We start from the raw sequence: 18,153 nt of genomic DNA on the forward strand, positions 1-18,153 counted from the left end.
CTACAATCCGTAGACCCATTTGTCTATATATGGATGATGATGTTTTTTATTACATTTATGTTAAACTCTTAATTATCTGTGTAATAAAATTCTGGGGATAACGCGTGCACTCATTCAGGTATAAGCGACTACCCTACATGGGCTGCCTAGCTCCTAATCTTCAAGCTCGTCCAGCTTTGCTTCCAATTCAGCCAACTTGTGATTCGCTTGATTCACTATTTCCTGAAGACCTGCGGCTTCTGCTCGTTTCTTTTCTTTTTTGACAGCCTGAATCTGCTGTTCCAGATAGTGAATATCAGCTTCAATTCCTGAATTGTTCCAGATCTGTGAATAAGTCATATCCAACCTCTTTCTTATGATGATAATAATTCTATATTATTCAGATGTTTTTTTTAAGTTCAGATTCAAGCGAAATCCTATTTTTGTATATCCAGAATAATCGATGAGTCTAGCTCATTCTCTATCTACTTTTGAAAAATTAAGCAGATGACACGATGAATAGGCCGCAAGCATATACAATATGTGCTTGTGGCCTTTATCATTCACGAATTCATAAAAATCAGATCCAGAAAAGAATCGATAAGCTGGATGGGACTATCCAATCCTTTCTCTGATTCAGAGTGCTCTGATATATTCAGTTCCACCAGACCATGAATAAATGCGTACATCATTGCAGTGGATTGATTTGAAGACTTCCGTATATTCCCCGCCTTTTCCAAACACTTCTCTACGGAAGTAAACATAAAAAAAGCGGAAGTAACAAGTTCAGGATACATTTCCTTATCCCATTGCTTACGGAACATCAATTGATAATGCTCCTGATTGTTGATGCCAAAATCATAATAAGCAAGCAAAATGGCATACAAAAGCGGCCGTGGTTCGTAAATCTTGTCGCTTAATAGCTGAATATTTCTATTCAGCAACACGAAATTTTCAGTTGCAATGGTTGCCAGCAAATCATCCTTATTTTTGAAATGTCTGTATAGGGCACCTCGGGACAAGTTTATTTTTTTGCCAAGATCTCGCATATTAATAGCGTCTATTCCTTGTTGGTCAATCATTTCCCTTGTGACCTGAATCAGTTTTTGTTTTGTATCACTATTATTTTTCATAATTCCCTCTTGTGAAATAGATTCATGTTCCTTGCAATTAAAATTTTACCCCTCAATGTTGACAATGTCAACATTGCGAGGTTATACTCAGTCAATGTTGACACTGTCAACAAAATAGACGTCCTTTTACTTATATAATGATAATCCTAAGGAGAGTGTATGAAATGAGTTCACAGAAACAAACAGTTATTATAACAGGTGGAAACTCGGGATTAGGCTACGAATGCGCTAAACAAATTGCTAAATATGACAACAATTTTTATATTATTCTAGCTTGCCGCAATGCAGCCAAAGCCCAACAAGCCGTTAGTTCCCTCATACAAGAAACCAAAAACAACAACATAACCTCCATGGAATTGGATCTTTCCTCTTTGGAATCTGTTAGAAATTTCATTGGAAATTTATCCGAAATGGATTACCCGCCCTTATATGCACTTGTATGCAACGCAGGTGTACAATTTATTGATGATACACATTATACAAAAGATGGGTTTGAAATTACCTTTGGTGTAAATCACCTCGGTCATTTTCTCCTGGCAAATATGTTGCTTGAACAAATAACGCCTGGAGGCCGAATTGTAATTGTTAGTAGCGGAACCCATGATCCATTGAAAAAAACTGGAATGCCTGAACCTATATTTGTGAATCCCCAACAATTGGCTGTTCCTGAACCAACTGGTACAAATGAAGCCATTTCCCTTATTGGCAGACGGCGCTACACGACTTCAAAGCTATGTAATTTATATTTCACCTATGAGCTGGCCCGTAGAATAAAGCAGCAAACCGATAAAAAGATTACCGTCAATGCTTTCGATCCTGGAATGATGCCAGGAACGGGGCTTGCTCAAAGCTATACTCCTGTTATGAAGTTTGTTTGGAACTATGTATTGCCTGTTTTAACTTTGTTCTATCCGAATGTGAATACTGTGCGCCAGTCAGGAAGTGCATTAGCCAATTTGGTAACCGACAGTAAGCTTGACCAGACGACAGCAAAATATTTCGAAGGTAAGAAACAAATTAAATCTTCCGAACTTTCGTATAACAATGAGAATTGGAGTTCTCTGTGGAAGGCTAGCGTAGAAATGTCGAAATTAACTCAGGCGGAGACAATTCTGAAAGTCTGATGATGTAAGGGCCGATGAATCTGGAAATGGCCGGATAGTAAAAGATGGCGGATAAAGTTGTTACAGGAACTCTGTTGCCAGCGAAAGTGAGCCAATCACGCGTTGCTGTCGTTTGCGCTAAGAGGATAATTCATTCCAAACGGTACAAAAAAGCCGCCAAAGCCTTGGCGGCAGTGATCCGTATGTGGTCAATATAAAAGATGAATCACTTAGAGAATCATCACTACATCAACCGGCAGTTCATGCACTGTAAACTGCATCCTAACATCATTAGCACGATCTGAATTCATAACAATTACTCGGATAGAAGCTTACCTAGCTCGGAAATTGTAGCATCATTTGATGGTAAATTGATCGTTACGGTAAGGTGGGAAGCATCAGATACAAGAAAAGAAATCTGATCAAATACGAGCAGACCGGCTGTTGGGTGATGATTGATTTTCTTTCCTTCAGGGCCATTTAGAACATCATGCTTCGGCCACCATGCCCTAAATTCCGGGCTTGCTTGATTCAGTTCCTCAATGATCTCCATCCACCAGGGATCACCAGCGAATTTTCCGTAGCTGGTACGAAATTGAGCCAAACGGTGCCGGGCATGAGCTTCCCAATTCTCCTGAAGTAATTGCCGTACATACGTAGAAGTGAACGTCCGCCATACCGTATTTCGTTCACGTATCGACATTGCCTCGTAATTCCCGTAAATCAGGCTTGCAGCCCTGTTCCATGCCACAATATTCAGTCGCTGATCGGTAACATAGGCCGGGCTTGTTCCCTGCAGATCAAGGAAGCTCTGAAAGGTCGGACTAATGTTGTTTTCTGCTGGCGTCAGATCGGCAGGCAGCTGCTGCAGTGCCAGCATAAATAAATGATTCCGTTCATTGGAATCGAGCTGGAGAGCCCGTGCAATGCTATCTAGGACTGGGGTGGATACCTGAATGTTTCGCGCTTGCTCCAGCCATGTGTACCAGTCCACACTGACACCTGAGAGCTGCGCCACTTCCCCGCGTCTGAGTCCCGGCGTGCGCCGCCGACCTCCATGAGGCAGACCCGCTTGTTCGGGTGAAATACGGGCGCGGCGCGTCTTCAAAAACTGCGCCAATTCAACAAGCCTCGTAGGGTTTGATGGTTCCATAACTCGCTTTGCCCCCTTGCATGTCTCCTATCCTAGGAGAATTTCTCCTAGGATAAACCCTCATCTTATTCTAGTATACGATTCATTATACAATTTCCATGAGGAGAAACGGCAAATACTTAAACATTGCCATGGAAGGAGACTTACTTTGGAAAAGGCAATTCAATCTCAACCCAACAGAACCGGCAAGTCTGCCAAAACACTGTTGCTTTTCGGACTTTCGCTCGGATACTTTATGGTACTCCTGGATATGACGGTGGTGAGCGTCGCGCTTCCGGCGATTCGGGTCGATTTGAGCGGAGGGATATCCGGCCTTCAATGGGTGGTGAACGCCTACACGATCGTATTTGCCGGTTTACTGCTATCCATGGGCGCGTTTGCTGACAAGCTTGGAGCCAAACATGTCTATATGGGTGGTCTAGCTCTATTTCTCGTCGCATCGGCCCTCTCAGCAGCCGTTTCGACACTAGGCGCGCTTATCGGCTTACGTGCAATACTCGGCATAGGAGCAGCAGCGCTTACGCCAGCCTCGCTCACTCTGATAGCCCATGCTTACCCGGTACCCGCTGAACGTGCCCGGGCGCTTGGCATTTGGGCAGCGGTTACCGGGGGAGCGATGGCGGCAGGACCTGTTATCGGAGGACTACTTGCGGATTCGTTCGGCTGGCGCAGCATTTTCCTTCTCAACGTACCGCTTGCAGCCATTAGCTTGATCATGACTTTCCTGTTCGTCAGGGAAACGGATCTTAATCCGCAGCGCAGCTTTGACTTGGGGGGGCAAATCACGGCTATTGTGGCCATAACTGCATTGTCCTTTGGACTGATGGAGGGGGAAACGAACGGCTGGGATTCACCGGTTATTATCGCGGCATTTAGTCTGGCTCTATTGAGCGCCCTCCTTTTTTGGATTGTGGAAGCAAAAGGCAAGTCACCGTTGCTTCCGCTGCGGCTATTTAAGAATGCGACAGTATCGGCCGGAATGCTTGCCGGAATGGCGATTAACATCGGCCTGTCAGGGATTCTATTTGTACTGCCCTTATTTCTTCAACAAATACGCGGACTATCGGCCCACATCGCCGGACTCGCGCTCCTGCCCATGATGATTCCACTGGCCTGCAATCCCATTCTGACCGGTTGCATTGTGGGCAGAATCGGAGCGCGGATACCGATGACTGTCGGCTTTAGCCTTGGAGCAGTGGGTACGCTGCTGCAAGTGTGGACGGGAGTGAACACGAGCTATGCGATTACGATGGTTGGATTGCTGCTGATCGGTTTCGGAGTGTCCTTAACAATTCCTTCGTTAATGACGGCCGTAATCTCTTCTGTCCCTAAGGAACAGACCGGTGCGATATCAGGCGCTCTCAATTCAAGCCGCCAGCTTGGCGCAACGCTGGGGGTCGCCATCCTCGGCACGCTTCTGAGAGGCAGCAAATCGTTTATTGCAGGAATGCATGTATCGCTTATCGTAACAACTGTTATTTTGTTCGGTGGCAGTTTGCTATCGCTCGTATTTATCGGCAGAAAACAATCATAGCAATATGTGAAGTCCTCTCATGGGCTTCGTGCTCCTGAAAATAAAAAAAGCAGCGCAAGCCTTGCTGCGCTGCTCTGTACTTTGATGACATCCGAGGTTCATCCATACCATTTTCAAGCTGTTACTGAGCCGTCCAACCACCATCTACCAGCAGCAGAGTGCCTGTAACGAGATCGGATGCCGGGGAGGCCAAATAAATCACGGCTCCTGCCACGTCTTCAATCGTACCGATCCTGCCTGCAGGAATTCGGGCTAACACCTCGTCTCTGAATTCAGGCGTATCCAAACGTTCGGCTGTACCCGGCGTATAGATGAATGTTGGGCCAACGGCATTAATGCAGACACCACGGCCGGACCATTCCAAAGCGAGCACCTTCGTTAATTGATTCATCCCGCCTTTCGAAGCGCAATAGGCAACCCCATCGGCGATCCCTACGATGCTAACCTGCGAACTGACATTGATGATCTTGCCGCTACCCTGTTCCAGCATTATACGACCGGCAGCCTGGCAGCAGAAAAATACGCCTTTCAAATTGACGTCCATCATTTCATCCCAATATTCTTCCGTCACATCTGCTGCCGGCATCCCCTCACCCAAGCCAGCATTATTCACAACAATATCCAGCCTTCCGAAATCCTCGGCAACCTGACCGAATACGTTTCCGATCTGTTTCACGTCGCGTACATCCAGCTCGTAGGCCTTTGCTTGGCCCCCCGCTTCAGTAATCTCTTCTACTAGTTGGTCAAGTGAGACTCTGCTCCGGGCCATAACGGCAACGATCGCCCCGGCTGCTGCCAGGGATTTGGCCAAGCCATAGCCGATGCCTTTGCTTGCGCCTGTTACAATTGCTATTTTATTCTGGATACTGAAACTGGGCTGCATTCAAATACCTCCACTCATTTGTTCGTTCTCAACTCGAGCTTATTTTCATTAAAACATGGCTTCATAATAGTGACAATCATTTCCGGCATGCTTCAGCAAGGCACTAAAAACGATTTCCCAGACTACCTATTGAACCTCAGTTATGTTGCAATCCATATCCGCAATGCATAATATTGGGTGATAGAACGTTTTCATGCGAGCACGAGATCGGAATGGAGGAATAAAGAATGTCATTTATTCACGGGATAGAATTATGTCGCAGGTTCCATGCCGAAGTCGTTGAACCTTTAATGACTGATACTTTTCCGTTTCTGCTGTATTCGGCGGCTTTATTGGGGCCCGGTAGTGAAGTTCTGGGCTATGATACGGAAATGTCAACGGATCATGATTGGGGACCACGCGTATATCTGTTTTTTAGTGAAGAAGATATTGGCTATTCAGAACAGATAATAGGATCTTTGCTAGAGCGGGCGCCTGATCAGTTTTATGGCATTCCGGTCGATGTAAACATGAGCGTGATTACAACGATACCCATGTTCGTCGAAAGCTGCCTGGGTCTTCATATCCATGAACCCATGGAAACAGAGGATTGGCTGACATTCCCTTCGCAGTCGCTTCTCGAGATAACTAGAGGATCCGTATTTAGGGATGATACAGGTCAACTTACCGCGTTACGCAAACAATTCAATTATTATCCTCACTCGATTTGGTTGTACCTAATGGCATCCAATTGGCAGCGAATCGGTCAAGAGGAGCATCTGATGCTTCGTTCGGGTTATGCAGGTGATGAACTAGGCTCAGCGGTTATTGCTTCACGAATTGTCCGCGACATCATGAATATTTGCTTTTTAATGGAACGTCAGTACGCGCCTTATCCCAAATGGTTTGGGACTGCATTTAGTCGTTTGAAATGCTCTGATCCCTTAACGCCTAGTCTTTGGACTGCTCAAACGGCGACTACATGGAGAGATCGTGAGAACGCATTGAATAGTGCTTATACGCACTTATCGAGCATGCATAATAGGCTCGGGATCACTGAAATGATCCCCAATAACGTTTCAACCTTCTACGATCGTCCCTTCAAAGTAATGCATGGCGAAGGAATTGCTAAAGTTATTTTGAAACATATTTCGGATAAAAACATTCGCCAGTTAGCTGAAAAACGCTTAATCGGTAACATCGATCAGATTACAGACAATACAGACTTCAGAAATATAAGTCATTTGGCTGGAGCTGAAGGAAAATATGCGAAAGAGGCACTGAAAAGACTACTTAAGCCTTTCAATAGAGCATAAATCTTTTATCCGGCTTGCGTTAACATTGTTGGTGCAGCTTGCGTTCAGCTTGCCCTTCGAGCAAATATAGTATGGCGGTCAACCGATGGTCTTTACTACATTTCCTTCATGATCCTTAATGCTGGTTTTCACAATTTGAATGGCGATGCCTTGTAAAGAAGAAACCTCAAAAATGCTTTCCCTAGGCAGTAAGTTCCGGCTGAAATCCGCCGTTGTCAATGCATCCAGAGTAATCCGGACCTCATTTTCTTGCATTGCACACTCAGCCTTCTCCCCTGGTTCAAAAACAAGCCGGACTTCAGGGCCCACCAAGCTCAGGCTTTTCCCTTTCAAAATTCGTCCGCGGAGCAGCTTTCCAATGATTCCTGCTTGCTTCGCACCTAACTTGAGCATATCGGGAGACTTGTTTAGCCAACCTTTCTTGCCCGGAGTCCAAGCCAGCTGATCCACATATAAAAAGCCGGTATTCGAGCCTTCTTCTTCCATTCCCTGTTCAATCTTTTCCGAGATGGAAGGAACTTGAAGAAGTGAATCTCTCGTTAAATCGGTTATGTAATATGGCATATAATCGAGACCTGCGGAGAGCACTCCAAGGGTATTCCAGGTTTGCATGGCTTCAAGTTCATCACCCGTCATGCCAACCATCTGCAAGAACTCCACCCGTCCATTTGATGTATGGATTGCAGGTAGCTCAGGATCATGCACAAAGGCCAGCGCGGTGAGGCGTGTATCTGCATTCAGGCATATGGGACCGTTTGCATCCAAGTAATCACCTGATCTAAAAATATTTCCGCTATTAAAAACATATCTGCCCATATTTTGAAGCAGGTTTAGCGCCCATGCAGGCGGCTCTTCCTCTTCTTCCTTCCGGGCGAGTCTTAACGTCAATTCAAATCCATAACCACTGTCCTCGACATGATCCGATTCCTTTTCATACAGCTCCGTGAATCCATAGGTTACGAAGTGCCAGTGCGGGGCTGGTGTATCACGCTTATACGCACTGATTCCATCCAACGGATCTTGACCCCCAAGTGCATATGAAATGAGCGTTCCATAATGCTTTGGCTCTTGATCCCGGTAAATCTTCGATAGTTGCTGATCAATCGCATCCCAACCGGAAGTGTTTAGTTCTTCATTCATTTTAACGTTACCTCCAATGTTAACTTATATATTCGTATTCGTACTTGATATACACTTTTTTCGATTGATATAAACTTAGGAAATAGCTATTTCATTGGGCTCTACCGGTTTATGACTAGTATATGGATCTTTTTTGACATCAACCTTTCACCCTCCTCTCCATGTGGAAAAAACCACAGATATATATTGACAAACGATATATCGGGTATTAATATATCGACATACGATATAAAAACCATCATATCATAAGAATGGAGGGGAACGGTTGAATAAACTGAAAGACATGCTTCCATTGACTGAAGCCTTCTATTATATTCTGATTGCATTGTATAAAGAGCCTTCACATGGATACGGGATTATGCAAGATACCGAGAAATTAAGCCATGGCAGAGTAAAAATTGGAGCCGGCACATTGTATACCGCTCTTAACACATTACTGAATAAAGGATTAATTGACCATTATCCCATTCCCGAAGGAACCGATAGTCGGCGCAAGATGTACGAAATTACGGAAAACGGAAAAATGGTTGTCGCAGCAGAAATTGAACGTCTTGAGGAGCTATTGAAGGCTGGGCAGCAAGTACGGATTGACGAAAAGGAGTGAGGTCAATGGGAGAGCGCTTGGAGAAAAGATACCGTCTAACGATGAGCTGGAATTATGAGAAAGAGGAACAATGGATCAATGAACTATCCGAGCAAGGACTACATCTGAAAAAGGCCGGAGCTTTAAAAAGCTTTTTCACAAATGACCCGACGACTCGATACACGTATCGCTTGGATTATCAGCCTGGCCTTAAGAAAAATCATGCGATGCAGGATTATCTCGATTTGTATCAGGATGCGGGTTGGGAGTATGTAGTCTCCTACGGAAGTGCTTGGCACTATTTCCGTAAGGAATTTATCCCGGGAGAACCCCCTCGATTATATACGGACCGAGAGTCCCTCATCGCGCAATACAAAAAAATCCAACGTGTGATGGGTGGCGTATTTATCGCTAATATAGTGATTTTTTCAGCCAATATGACCAATCTTCTGTCCCGGTTTAGTGACAGGTTATGGGGAATCATTGTTCCTGTCATGGCCATTTATTTCATTCTCTTTGTATTGCTTGGATTTGGTTATGTGAAGACGGGCAATAAAATCAAAAAGCTTGTAAAATAATATCCTTTTCACATGACAACCTCCCATTCCCGGTATATAATACAGAACAGGCGTTCTGTTTATTTTATCATACAGGAGGGTTTGCTTTGCGAAATCAGAAAAACGATTTTCAGGTGCTTATCAAACCATGGAATGAGTCCAATCTTGATCTGTTGTACCGTTTGAATACGCCGGAAATGCTAGAGTATCTTGGCGGTCCGGAATCAGAGGAACAAGTCATTGAAAGGCACAAGCGATACATCGGGGTCGCAGAAACAGGTACAGGTTGCATGTTCAGCATCATGTTGGCCCCTCATGACGAACCCGTCGGCAACGTTGGTTATTGGGAGAGCGTCTGGCAAGAGGAGACAATCTATGAAATCGGCTGGGGCATCCTTCCCCCATTCCAGAATCAGGGTATAGCAGCTGCCGCGACAACATCGGCCATTGCCAGTGCTCGCGAACAGAAAAAACACCGTTATATGCATGCCTTCCCATCGGTCGATAATTCTGCTTCTAACGGAATATGCCGTAAACTCGGCTTCACACTGATCTCCGAATGTGATTTCGAATATCCGAAAGGAAGCTTCATGAGATGCAATAATTGGCGCCTGGACTTGAAATAAAAAGCCACAGCTGATCCCATATCCAAAAGTATCTCTTCATACTCTCCCGGCCGGGTACAGCTATGGCTTGCTTCTCTTTTAACGCTTTATGATAGAGCTATATCCTTACTTCGATATGTTCTTAAATGCTTCCGTTTGCTGCTTGATACCAACCTCGGTGGCAAAACGCTCAATGCTGGATGCTCCGAAGAAGCCTTCCACTCCCTTGGTTTTCGAGAGTACATACTCTGCATCCCCGGGCTCTGCAATCGGACCGCCATGACACAAGATCATGATATCCGGATTAACCGCTTTGCCTGCATCACAAATCGCCTGGATTTTCTCAACGCAATCATCTAGGGTCAGCGCAGTTTTGGCACCAATGGTCCCTTTTGTCGTCAATCCCATATGAGCGACCAGAACATCCGCCCCGGCTTCAGCCATCTTTTTCGCTTGTTCTACATCAAATACGTATGGCGTTGTCAGCAAATCCAGCTCATGTGCTTTCCGGATCATATCCACTTCCAGATCGTATCCCATTCCTGTCTCTTCAAGATTCGCACGGAATACCCCGTCGATCAGACCAACGGTGGGAAAGTTTTGTACGCCTGCAAATCCCTGCTCTTTAAGCTGTTTCAAGAAAATATCCATGATGCGGAATGGATCTGTGCCACATACGCCAGCCAATACGGGTGTATCCTTCACCACAGGAAGCACCTCGTTCCCCATATCAACGACGATTTGATTGGCATCCCCGTAAGCCATCAGTCCTGCGAGTGAGCCGCGTCCAGCCATCCGGTAACGTCCCGAGTTGTATATAATAATCAGATCGACTCCGCCTGCTTCGGCGCTTTTCGCTGAAATCCCGGTTCCTGCGCCTGCTCCCAAAAGTACATGCCCTGCGGTTACCTCTGCTTTTAATTCTGCCAATATCTCTGTTCTTGTTTTCATCGGTTGATTTCCTCCTCCAGTGATTTAGTTCATGATGTTCTGCGGTTGGCTTTGCTGTATCAGCTCAACCAGTTTCTTGGCGGCGGCGACGGCAAAGGCTTGATCATTAATATCTGTGTCTACTTCGATCAGTTCAACGGCTTGACGGTCAATGTTCTGTTTCAATGTGTTAAATAGTACTTCATCCTCCTCGATGCCACGGAACGGCTCCCCTTCAACATCGAGCATCGACACGCCTTTCAAAGGAAGAATCAACACGGTTGGGCCCTGCGCTTGATTTAATTTCCCGGCAATGATCTCCCCTAGCTGACGGTTCTCTTCCACCGTTGTCCGCATGAGCGTTACCGATGGATTATGCTTGTACAGATTGCGATCCTTGAAGACTTCAGGTACGGAATCGTACGGTCCGAAGTTCACCATATCCAGCGCCCCTGTCGATACGACCTGCGGCACTTTGCACCGTCCGGCCGCCTCAAGCCGATTCGGACCCGCAGCTAACACGCCCCCAACCAGCTCATCGCACCATTCGGTTGTCGTGAGATCCAGTACGCCGTCGATGAACCCGCCTTCAATGAGGCTTTCCATCGTTTGACCGCCGGTACCTGTCGCATGGAAAACAAGCACTTCATATCCTTGCTCCTCCAGGAATTCTCTTGCGTAAGTAACACATGGCGTGGTGACGCCGAACATGGTGGCCGCAATCAGCGGTTTTTTATCCCGGGGAGGCTCGGATTCAAACTGGATCATACCGGCCATTGCATGTACGGCGTTGGTAAAGATTTTGGTTGAAAACGAATTCAATCCTGCCACGTCCACAAAGGATGGAAACATGACAATATCGCTTGTCCCCACATATGGAGCTGTATTCCCGGAAGCAACCGTAGAGACCATCAATTTGGGTACACCAATCGGCAATGCCCTCATGCCGGCAGTGACGATAGACGTTCCTCCGGTACCGCCAAAAGATAAAATGCCGTCGAACTTCCCTTCAGCATACAGCCGGGGAATGATTCTCTCCATTCCTTTTGCCAACGCCTCCGTACCGGCAGCCCGGTCCTTTCTGGCAGCAATTTCAACCATATCAAGGCCAGCAGCCTCTCCGACTTCTGCATTGGATACATCCGGCGTAAACATGGGCTCGAATACTCCGCTATGAATCGTGAATGTATTTAGGCCCAGACTCTCGATGACGGATTTCACATATAAGAATTCAATACCTTTTGAATCAAATGTTCCCGCAATGGCTATCGTTTTCACCGTATAACCTCCTATGAACTGCAATCAGGAACCGCCCCAGCCCTAACCGGACCTTGACGTTAACCTCTACAACCCCATAATACAGCGCTTTCACAATTAAGTAATCGTATCCTTGTATGATCTTTATGTATATTTGTCTTCGATTTGCTTGCGGAAGTTTTGCGGGGTCAACCCTGTGTATTTTTTGAAGGTTTTGCTGAAGTGAACATAATCGGGATAACCGACCAGCTCCGCGATCCGTGTTAAGGAAAGCTTGGTATGCTTCATCACGTCCTGTGCCTTATGGATGCGGTATTTCGCGATGTATTCCGGAAAAGTGCAGCCCACTTCTTTGTTAAAAAGTGCGCTTAAGTGCGTCCGTGATACATGGATCCGGTCAGCAAGATCGGTCAGTGAAATGTTGTTCATATAATTTTGAGCTATATGTTCTTTAACAAAAAAGACATAATCATAGGGCTCTTCGGAGCGGCTGAGCTTGTCCATCAACTGCTGATCCTGCTCCAGCTGGCCAGTAATTTTGAAACGGTACGTCGCTTCCACGATCGCTTCTTCCGTTGGTATCCTTTCAAAACTCGAACCACCGACATAACCCATCGCTGAGGTATTGTCGTACATATACTGTACATCAATCGGCGTATGCACTGGACCACCATACACAAGCTTTATCGGATTCCGATCCGATGCATCGCATACAGCAAAAATTTGTCTGGCGATCTCCGCTCCTTTTTCCAGCGACAGAACTTTCTTCGTACCCATTAATCCGCCAGCAGTGACTCCCAAGTGTGCACAAATGACATCGGCTCCCGCATCCAGCATGAATGACGCTTGTTCCGTGTTAAAAACAAATGCCAAAGTAAACATATCCCGTTCATGAGCCAGCCGTACAGCTTCTACCTCCTGAAGGTATGACATCCCCTCTTCCTCCAGTGCTTCACGGAACTTACCATCAATGATCCAAGCGTCGGGTAATTAATAATCCCGGCAAATCCGCTGTTTTGAATTGTATTCAAGTAAGACGGCAGGTCGATTAATGGATCCGTTCCGCAGAGGCCAAAGACCACAGGGTTATCCCGGACCACGGACAAAATTTCCCGCGAACCAAAATCCATCACCATCTCGTTACTGTTCGCAAACGGCATAAAGCCGGCGATAGAGCCCAGCCCCATCTGCCTGAATCGGCCCGAGTTTAATGCCAAAATCAGATCCGCTCCGCCTTTCACGGCGTATTTGGCTGAGATTCCCGCTCCCACAGCGACTCCGATGATATGTTCCTCTGCTTTTATCTGTGTATGTAAATGTTCCAATATCCGTTCCCTTTTTGTTGCCAAATTCATAATCCCCTTCGTTCAGTTACCCCGCTTAACTTAACGTTAGCTTGCGGTTCTCCTTCTATTATAAAGGATCGTCGACAGGTAAGGTACTGGTGGCAATCTGCCGCTTCCTTCGTAATCCACTCCCTAGCTAAAGCATCTATACTTTCGGCTTCTAAATTTGTGACGAATACCCCCTACATTCATGATAAAATAACTTCATGTCAAATACCAAACGATTCTATACGCTGATGTTAGCCGTCATCTTCTTATTTATTCTTTACATTGCTTATGTCCAAATCATATATGATCCGCAGTCAACCGTTTTTTTAGGCTTCAAAACCAATCTGCTTCATCCGTTAAACACCAACATCTGGTTGGCGATGATGAGGATACATGCGGTATTTGCCTGTATAACGCTGGTATCTGGAGCCGTGAATTTCGCCAGCACGATGCGCAGGAAGCACCGGAAATTACATAAGCTGAATGGTTATACATACGTTGCCGCGGTCATGATTGTGGGACTTACATCGGGTTATATGGCTCCATATGCAACGGGAGGAAGATCAGTAAGTATCGCGTTTAATGTATTAAACATGATATGGCCCGCCTTTACCGTCATCGCGCTTATCCAGATCAGAAAAAATCAGATCCACAGCCACCGGAAATGGATGGTACGGAGCTATGCTTGCTGCTTCACCAATTTGACCGTACATCTACTTACTTTTTTCATCCGCAATGCTTCAGGATGGTCTTATCCGGCCAGCTATCGCATTAGTGTTTACATTTCCATTCCGCTTCTCTTGGTTCTGGCTGAAATTGTAATTCGGACTGCCTGGAAGAAGCCGGAAGGCATGGATCAAACAATGCCAGCATAAAACACAGTTCATGTTCGTCATGAAAATAGCGCAAAAGAGCCGCCATAAGGCGGCTTTTTCGATTTATTTCCTTTTTTCAGCACATACCCTTACTCCGAACTCTGTATAAAACTTGGTAATAACCGTTCCAGTTCAGCCTCAAGCTCCATAGAGATCGAAGTCATTGGCAGCCGAAGTTGATCGGAAGCAATCAAGCCCTGACTTGCAAGTATCCATTTTAAAGGAGAGGGATTGGATTCCTGAAAAAGCTTACGAATCAATGGAGTCACACGGTCAAAGGATCGTTGGGCTGCAATCACATCTCCCCTTCTGAAAAGATGATACACGTCGATAAATGCTTGAGTATTTACATTCGCTGACGCCAGCATTCCTCCGCTGGCACCCTGACTCAGCTTGGCATGAAATTGAAGATCATCTCCGCAAAGGACCGGACCCGATCCAGAACGCGCCAGCTCTGAAACGAGCTCCAAGCTATCTGAACTGTCTTTGATCCCAATAACTCCGCTCATATCCAATATTTTTCTTGCGGTATCCATACTTATACTTATTCCAGTGCGGGATGGAATTTCGTAGGCAATGACAGGAACTCCAACTTGTGTGACTCTGCGAAAATGCTCTATGATCCCCTGCTGCGAGGGCTTGCTGTAATACGGAACCACGACTAATACCGCATCCGCTCCGATATCTGCCGCCATTTCAGTCCGCTGTACAGTAGAGGCCGTATCATTTGTACCTGTTCCAACAACCACGGGTACACTGAGCTTTTTACTTTCCAAGAGCTCTTGGGTGGATTTCGTAAGCTGCATAACCTCTTCCCATCGTACCGTCGGCGCTTCTCCAGTCGTCCCGTTAATGACCAATCCTTGAATATCATGCGACAAAAGATTGCCGACATAGTTCCGGTACGAAGCCAAATCCAACCCCCCATCAAGAGAAAAAGGTGTAATGAGAGGTACAAAAATACCCTGCATATCCTGTCTTTCCATCACTTGAATGACCTCCTCGATTGTAGTGATTTTAATTTATCATAGGAATTGCCATCGGCGTTATCTATAATAGTTGATGAGTATTATCAATATTATTGATGGAGTGAAAAATATGGATCTAACCTATCTTCTGACCTTTCGTGAGGTCGCACTTCGCCAAAGCTTTACCCGTGCAGCCGAAGAACTCGGCTATGCCCAGTCCAGTGTGACAACACAAATCCAGAAGCTGGAGAAAGCATACAATGTACAGCTTTTCGAACGCTTCGGCAAAAGCATGCGGCTTACTTCCGCGGGAGAAGAGCTTCTCAGAATCACAGTGCAGATGCTAAATCTATATCAGGAATCGAAGGAAAAGCTCAGCAAACAAGGAGGCGGCACCCTTTCCATCGGTACCATCGATTCGATTGCTTCCTACTTTCTTCCCCCGTTCATCCAACAGATCCGCAAGCAGTATCCTGAGCTCCATGTCCGCTTACAACCCGACCGCGAAGACTATATTCTAACGAAGGTTAAAGAAGGTGAGCTGGATATCGGAGTAATCCTTGAAAATAAACCAGCAGACTCGGCCCTTACCTGGCTCACGATGCGAGAAGAACCCCTGGTTCTAATCGCCAAGCCGGAACATCCGCTCACGCTATTGGATGAAGTAAGACTGGAGCACCTGAATGATGCGGAATGGATTATGCCTGAGGAAAGCTGCAATTACCGGATCATGCTGGAGAAGCTATTAAAACGAAATCGTATTTCTTATGGGGTCGGACTTGAACTCGGCAATCCCGAGGCAGTTAAAAGATGCGTTATGTCAGGTTCCGGAATCTCCATTCTGCCGCAAATGGCTGCCATTGATGAAATTAGAAGAGGAGAACTCAGTATGCTCCCATTTGTCCATCCGGATTTCCATTTGAATTTGCAGTTGGTGATACATCCGCGAAAATGGATTTCTTATGCGTTAAGGGATTTTATGGAGTTGATAAGCTAGCGGTAGCGCGTATTGCCAAAAGTCTAACGGTAGGCTGAACAACTTTACGAATCGATATTAAAAAAGAGAGCCCTGATCGGGCTCTCTTCTCTTCTATCGTTTTTTCTATTTCTTAAGCTCATAGAATTGGCATTCCCCGCGAGAATGATAAGTCATATCACTGACATCCTTTTGGGTAATGATTGTCGTGTCCGTAAACCGGATAACGTAGGTTAATGAATCAATCAAATGATCATCGCGGAAGACGCGAATGGGAAGCTTCTTTTGCTCAGCCTCTTGAAAATCAGCATCGGTCAGAAGCTCTTGGATCGTTGCCATATGTTAGAGTTCTCCTTTTTTATTTCTGTTGTTTTACCCATGTGTTCATGGAATCGAATAAAGTATGCCTGGTAGTCATTTTAACCCAACTCAGAGGTGGATTCAAAGAGAGTTTAGTTTTAATTAAATATGCGGTAAAGTAAGGATAGTATCTCTATCCATGAAGGAGCTGAACTGAATTTTGAATTCCAAAATCACACCCTTTTTAATGTTTGAAGGACAAGCTGAAGAGGCGATGAATTACTATACCTCTATTTTTGAACCCTCCGAAATCACTAGCATTTCACGTTACGGGGCCAATGAAACAGGCGCTGAAGGCACGGTTCAGCAAGCCACCTTTAGTCTCAAAGGACAAAACTTAATGTGCATTGACAGTAACATAAAACATGGCTTTTCATTCACGCCCTCCATTTCCTTGTTTGTCACCTGTGATTCAGACGAAGAAATCAGCGAAATCTTTAATAAACTTTCCGAAGGCGGCGGTTCGGTTCTGATGCCACTGGCTGCTTATCCTTTCGCAAACAAGTTTGGATGGGTGCAAGACAAATACGGCATCTCTTGGCAGTTAAGCTTTTAAATCCAATAAATAAAAAAGACTGGTGGTTTCTTTTTCAAGAGCCGTCAGTCTTTTTTTAGATCTAAATCGCTGCATCAAGACAAATAATCAGGATGGAAGCTTCTCTTCCGCAGCCCTCAGCGTTTGAGTGATTTGTCTCTCCCATTCAAACATCTTCAACTGAGAAGCATGAACTTGAGTCAGCACTCCGACCATCTGCCTCATCTCCCCGGCAGCTGCTATGGCATCCCCCTGCTTTACGGCTGCTTTGTAACGTTTATCCGCAGCAGCCCTTGTTTTGTTCACATCTGTAATTTTCAGGTTCTCCGAAGTGATATGCTTCTTCAAGGTTTGTGCCTGCGCCAAGGCATCCTTAACAACTTTAGCTTTCGCTGACGCTTGCTTTCTCGCGGATGCTAACGCATCCTTTTTTATCTTCACTTCCTGACGTGCAGCAATGGCTGCTGACTTGATACGGTTTCTTTTCAAATCATATAATAGTGCCGACTTTTGATCCTTTCGTTTCCTTGCTTCTGATGCCTTCTTACCGAGCTCCGTATATTCCTTAAGAAGCGGTGCAAATTTCTTTTCAGTCTGATCCGCATCGACTTTTAGCTTGTCGATCTTGGCTTTATCAATTGACTGGACCTTCGTATTGATATCCTTGAGCTTGTTATTATTTTGCTTGCGTAACGCCTGTAATTGCTGCTTTTCCACTTTGTTGGACGCGTCCACGGACGTATAGGTGTCATGCAGTTTCTCAATACTGGTTAAAGCATTATCCCATCCCGTATCTGAAGCGTTTGCTCCAATCGGCCTAGCCATGAACAGCGTCATACACAAAATAAAAATGCTAGCGGTGATTCCGAATTTGCTATATTTGCTTCTTCGTTTGATCAATGAAATCATCTCCCATATTAAAAGTTACACGCAATGGAAGCGCAAAAAAGCAC

Annotated in this window: 20 protein-coding genes and 1 pseudogene; 9 read left to right on the forward strand and 12 right to left on the reverse strand. The window is 45.5% G+C overall.

Annotated elements, in window-relative coordinates:
- Nucleotides 1-153: 153 nt before the first annotated feature.
- Together KJS65_RS10445 and KJS65_RS10450 are read right to left on the reverse strand one after the other, a co-directional pair.
- Nucleotides 154-339, reverse strand: a complete 186-nt coding sequence (locus KJS65_RS10445) for a hypothetical protein (protein ID WP_213649760.1) — start codon at nucleotides 337-339, stop codon at nucleotides 154-156.
- A 203-nt stretch (nucleotides 340-542) separates the two neighbouring features.
- Nucleotides 543-1,112 (reverse strand): TetR/AcrR family transcriptional regulator, encoded by a 570-nt coding sequence (locus KJS65_RS10450; protein WP_213649761.1) that lies wholly within the window; start codon nucleotides 1,110-1,112, stop codon nucleotides 543-545.
- A 164-nt stretch (nucleotides 1,113-1,276) separates the two neighbouring features.
- Here KJS65_RS10450 and KJS65_RS10455 point away from each other — a divergent pair, with 164 nt between their 5' ends.
- On the forward strand, nucleotides 1,277-2,236 hold the full coding sequence (locus KJS65_RS10455; RefSeq protein ID WP_213649762.1) for an SDR family NAD(P)-dependent oxidoreductase: 960 nt from the start codon (nucleotides 1,277-1,279) through the stop codon (nucleotides 2,234-2,236).
- Between the two features lie 295 nt (nucleotides 2,237-2,531).
- Here KJS65_RS10455 and KJS65_RS10460 read toward each other — a convergent pair whose 3' ends face one another.
- Entirely contained in the window at nucleotides 2,532-3,368 is an 837-nt protein-coding gene (locus tag KJS65_RS10460; protein ID WP_213649763.1) for a helix-turn-helix transcriptional regulator, read from the reverse strand.
- 148 nt (nucleotides 3,369-3,516) lie between these two features.
- Between KJS65_RS10460 and KJS65_RS10465 the strand changes: the two genes are divergently transcribed.
- Nucleotides 3,517-4,902 (forward strand): MFS transporter, encoded by a 1,386-nt coding sequence (locus KJS65_RS10465; RefSeq protein ID WP_244864471.1) that lies wholly within the window; start codon nucleotides 3,517-3,519, stop codon nucleotides 4,900-4,902.
- A 121-nt stretch (nucleotides 4,903-5,023) separates the two neighbouring features.
- Here KJS65_RS10465 and KJS65_RS10470 read toward each other — a convergent pair whose 3' ends face one another.
- Nucleotides 5,024-5,785: an SDR family NAD(P)-dependent oxidoreductase gene (locus tag KJS65_RS10470; RefSeq protein ID WP_213649764.1), complete on the reverse strand. Its 762-nt coding sequence runs from the start codon at nucleotides 5,783-5,785 to the stop codon at nucleotides 5,024-5,026.
- 227 nt (nucleotides 5,786-6,012) lie between these two features.
- Here KJS65_RS10470 and KJS65_RS10475 point away from each other — a divergent pair, with 227 nt between their 5' ends.
- Complete coding sequence (locus KJS65_RS10475) at nucleotides 6,013-7,080, forward strand: DUF4037 domain-containing protein (protein ID WP_213649765.1); 1,068 nt, start codon at nucleotides 6,013-6,015, stop codon at nucleotides 7,078-7,080.
- Between the two features lie 78 nt (nucleotides 7,081-7,158).
- Here KJS65_RS10475 and KJS65_RS10480 read toward each other — a convergent pair whose 3' ends face one another.
- Complete coding sequence (locus KJS65_RS10480) at nucleotides 7,159-8,220, reverse strand: suppressor of fused domain protein (RefSeq protein ID WP_213649766.1); 1,062 nt, start codon at nucleotides 8,218-8,220, stop codon at nucleotides 7,159-7,161.
- 265 nt (nucleotides 8,221-8,485) lie between these two features.
- Between KJS65_RS10480 and KJS65_RS10485 the strand changes: the two genes are divergently transcribed.
- The 3 genes from KJS65_RS10485 (at nucleotide 8,486) to KJS65_RS10495 (ending at nucleotide 9,986) form a co-directional block, all read left to right on the forward strand.
- Nucleotides 8,486-8,824, forward strand: coding sequence for a PadR family transcriptional regulator (locus KJS65_RS10485; protein ID WP_374706149.1), 339 nt, complete (start codon nucleotides 8,486-8,488; stop codon nucleotides 8,822-8,824).
- Between the two features lie 5 nt (nucleotides 8,825-8,829).
- Complete coding sequence (locus tag KJS65_RS10490; protein WP_213649767.1) at nucleotides 8,830-9,381, forward strand: DUF2812 domain-containing protein; 552 nt, start codon at nucleotides 8,830-8,832, stop codon at nucleotides 9,379-9,381.
- An 86-nt stretch (nucleotides 9,382-9,467) separates the two neighbouring features.
- A complete protein-coding gene (locus KJS65_RS10495) occupies nucleotides 9,468-9,986 on the forward strand; it encodes a GNAT family N-acetyltransferase (protein WP_213649768.1) in 519 nt (172 codons plus the stop codon).
- Nucleotides 9,987-10,091: 105 nt separating this feature from the next.
- On the opposite strand, the gene KJS65_RS10500 is transcribed toward KJS65_RS10495, so the two are convergent.
- The 4 genes and pseudogenes from KJS65_RS10500 to KJS65_RS30265 all read right to left on the reverse strand — a co-directional run.
- A complete protein-coding gene (locus tag KJS65_RS10500) occupies nucleotides 10,092-10,916 on the reverse strand; it encodes a phosphoenolpyruvate hydrolase family protein (protein WP_213649769.1) in 825 nt (274 codons plus the stop codon).
- 24 nt (nucleotides 10,917-10,940) lie between these two features.
- Nucleotides 10,941-12,173 carry a Tm-1-like ATP-binding domain-containing protein gene (locus KJS65_RS10505; protein ID WP_213649770.1) on the reverse strand — a complete coding sequence of 411 codons (1,233 nt, stop codon included), beginning with the start codon at nucleotides 12,171-12,173 and terminating at the stop codon, nucleotides 10,941-10,943.
- A gap of 123 nt (nucleotides 12,174-12,296) precedes the next feature.
- Nucleotides 12,297-12,767, reverse strand: a complete 471-nt coding sequence (locus KJS65_RS30260) for a helix-turn-helix domain-containing protein (RefSeq protein ID WP_374706178.1) — start codon at nucleotides 12,765-12,767, stop codon at nucleotides 12,297-12,299.
- Nucleotides 12,750-13,507: pseudogene (locus KJS65_RS30265) on the reverse strand (phosphoenolpyruvate hydrolase family protein); the annotation flags it as partial. The gene KJS65_RS30260 and the pseudogene KJS65_RS30265, both read right to left, overlap by 18 nt.
- A 197-nt stretch (nucleotides 13,508-13,704) precedes the next feature.
- On the opposite strand from KJS65_RS30265, the gene KJS65_RS10515 reads away from it, so the two are divergent.
- The gene (locus tag KJS65_RS10515; RefSeq protein WP_244864474.1) at nucleotides 13,705-14,361 is read left to right on the forward strand and encodes a DUF2306 domain-containing protein; all 657 of its coding nucleotides are present in this window, start codon (nucleotides 13,705-13,707) and stop codon (nucleotides 14,359-14,361) included.
- An 89-nt stretch (nucleotides 14,362-14,450) separates the two neighbouring features.
- On the opposite strand, the gene dapA is transcribed toward KJS65_RS10515, so the two are convergent.
- Nucleotides 14,451-15,350 carry a 4-hydroxy-tetrahydrodipicolinate synthase gene (gene dapA / locus KJS65_RS10520; protein WP_213649771.1) on the reverse strand — a complete coding sequence of 300 codons (900 nt, stop codon included), beginning with the start codon at nucleotides 15,348-15,350 and terminating at the stop codon, nucleotides 14,451-14,453.
- Between the two features lie 109 nt (nucleotides 15,351-15,459).
- Here dapA and KJS65_RS10525 point away from each other — a divergent pair, with 109 nt between their 5' ends.
- Nucleotides 15,460-16,326: a LysR family transcriptional regulator gene (locus tag KJS65_RS10525; protein ID WP_213649772.1), complete on the forward strand. Its 867-nt coding sequence runs from the start codon at nucleotides 15,460-15,462 to the stop codon at nucleotides 16,324-16,326.
- Between the two features lie 105 nt (nucleotides 16,327-16,431).
- Here KJS65_RS10525 and KJS65_RS10530 read toward each other — a convergent pair whose 3' ends face one another.
- Complete coding sequence (locus KJS65_RS10530; RefSeq protein WP_213649773.1) at nucleotides 16,432-16,644, reverse strand: hypothetical protein; 213 nt, start codon at nucleotides 16,642-16,644, stop codon at nucleotides 16,432-16,434.
- 178 nt (nucleotides 16,645-16,822) lie between these two features.
- On the opposite strand from KJS65_RS10530, the gene KJS65_RS10535 reads away from it, so the two are divergent.
- Complete coding sequence (locus KJS65_RS10535; RefSeq protein ID WP_213650749.1) at nucleotides 16,823-17,221, forward strand: VOC family protein; 399 nt, start codon at nucleotides 16,823-16,825, stop codon at nucleotides 17,219-17,221.
- Between the two features lie 87 nt (nucleotides 17,222-17,308).
- Here KJS65_RS10535 and KJS65_RS10540 read toward each other — a convergent pair whose 3' ends face one another.
- Nucleotides 17,309-18,100, reverse strand: coding sequence for a hypothetical protein (locus KJS65_RS10540; protein WP_213649774.1), 792 nt, complete (start codon nucleotides 18,098-18,100; stop codon nucleotides 17,309-17,311).
- Between the last annotated feature and the right edge of the window lie 53 nt (nucleotides 18,101-18,153).

It is taken from the genome of Paenibacillus sp. J23TS9, from assembly GCF_018403225.1.
Lineage (GTDB): Bacteria > Bacillota > Bacilli > Paenibacillales > Paenibacillaceae > Paenibacillus_AQ.

Excerpts from the sequence above, each read along its gene's own strand:
- KJS65_RS10490 (WP_213649767.1), top strand. The coding sequence starts at position 8,830 with ATGGGAGAGCGCTTGGAGAAAAGATACCGTCTAACGATGAGCTGGAAT.
- KJS65_RS10515 (WP_244864474.1), top strand. The coding sequence starts at position 13,705 with ATGTCAAATACCAAACGATTCTATACGCTGATGTTAGCCGTCATCTTC.
- KJS65_RS10480 (WP_213649766.1), bottom strand. The coding sequence starts at position 8,220 with ATGAATGAAGAACTAAACACTTCCGGTTGGGATGCGATTGATCAGCAA.
- KJS65_RS10450 (WP_213649761.1), bottom strand. The coding sequence starts at position 1,112 with ATGAAAAATAATAGTGATACAAAACAAAAACTGATTCAGGTCACAAGG.
- KJS65_RS10455 (WP_213649762.1), top strand. The coding sequence starts at position 1,277 with ATGAGTTCACAGAAACAAACAGTTATTATAACAGGTGGAAACTCGGGA.
- KJS65_RS10525 (WP_213649772.1), top strand. The coding sequence starts at position 15,460 with ATGGATCTAACCTATCTTCTGACCTTTCGTGAGGTCGCACTTCGCCAA.
- KJS65_RS10445 (WP_213649760.1), bottom strand. The coding sequence starts at position 339 with ATGACTTATTCACAGATCTGGAACAATTCAGGAATTGAAGCTGATATT.
- KJS65_RS10460 (WP_213649763.1), bottom strand. The coding sequence starts at position 3,368 with ATGGAACCATCAAACCCTACGAGGCTTGTTGAATTGGCGCAGTTTTTG.
- KJS65_RS30260 (WP_374706178.1), bottom strand. The coding sequence starts at position 12,767 with ATGGGTTATGTCGGTGGTTCGAGTTTTGAAAGGATACCAACGGAAGAA.
- KJS65_RS10500 (WP_213649769.1), bottom strand. The coding sequence starts at position 10,916 with ATGAAAACAAGAACAGAGATATTGGCAGAATTAAAAGCAGAGGTAACC.
- KJS65_RS10470 (WP_213649764.1), bottom strand. The coding sequence starts at position 5,785 with ATGCAGCCCAGTTTCAGTATCCAGAATAAAATAGCAATTGTAACAGGC.
- KJS65_RS10530 (WP_213649773.1), bottom strand. The coding sequence starts at position 16,644 with ATGGCAACGATCCAAGAGCTTCTGACCGATGCTGATTTTCAAGAGGCT.
- KJS65_RS10475 (WP_213649765.1), top strand. The coding sequence starts at position 6,013 with ATGTCATTTATTCACGGGATAGAATTATGTCGCAGGTTCCATGCCGAA.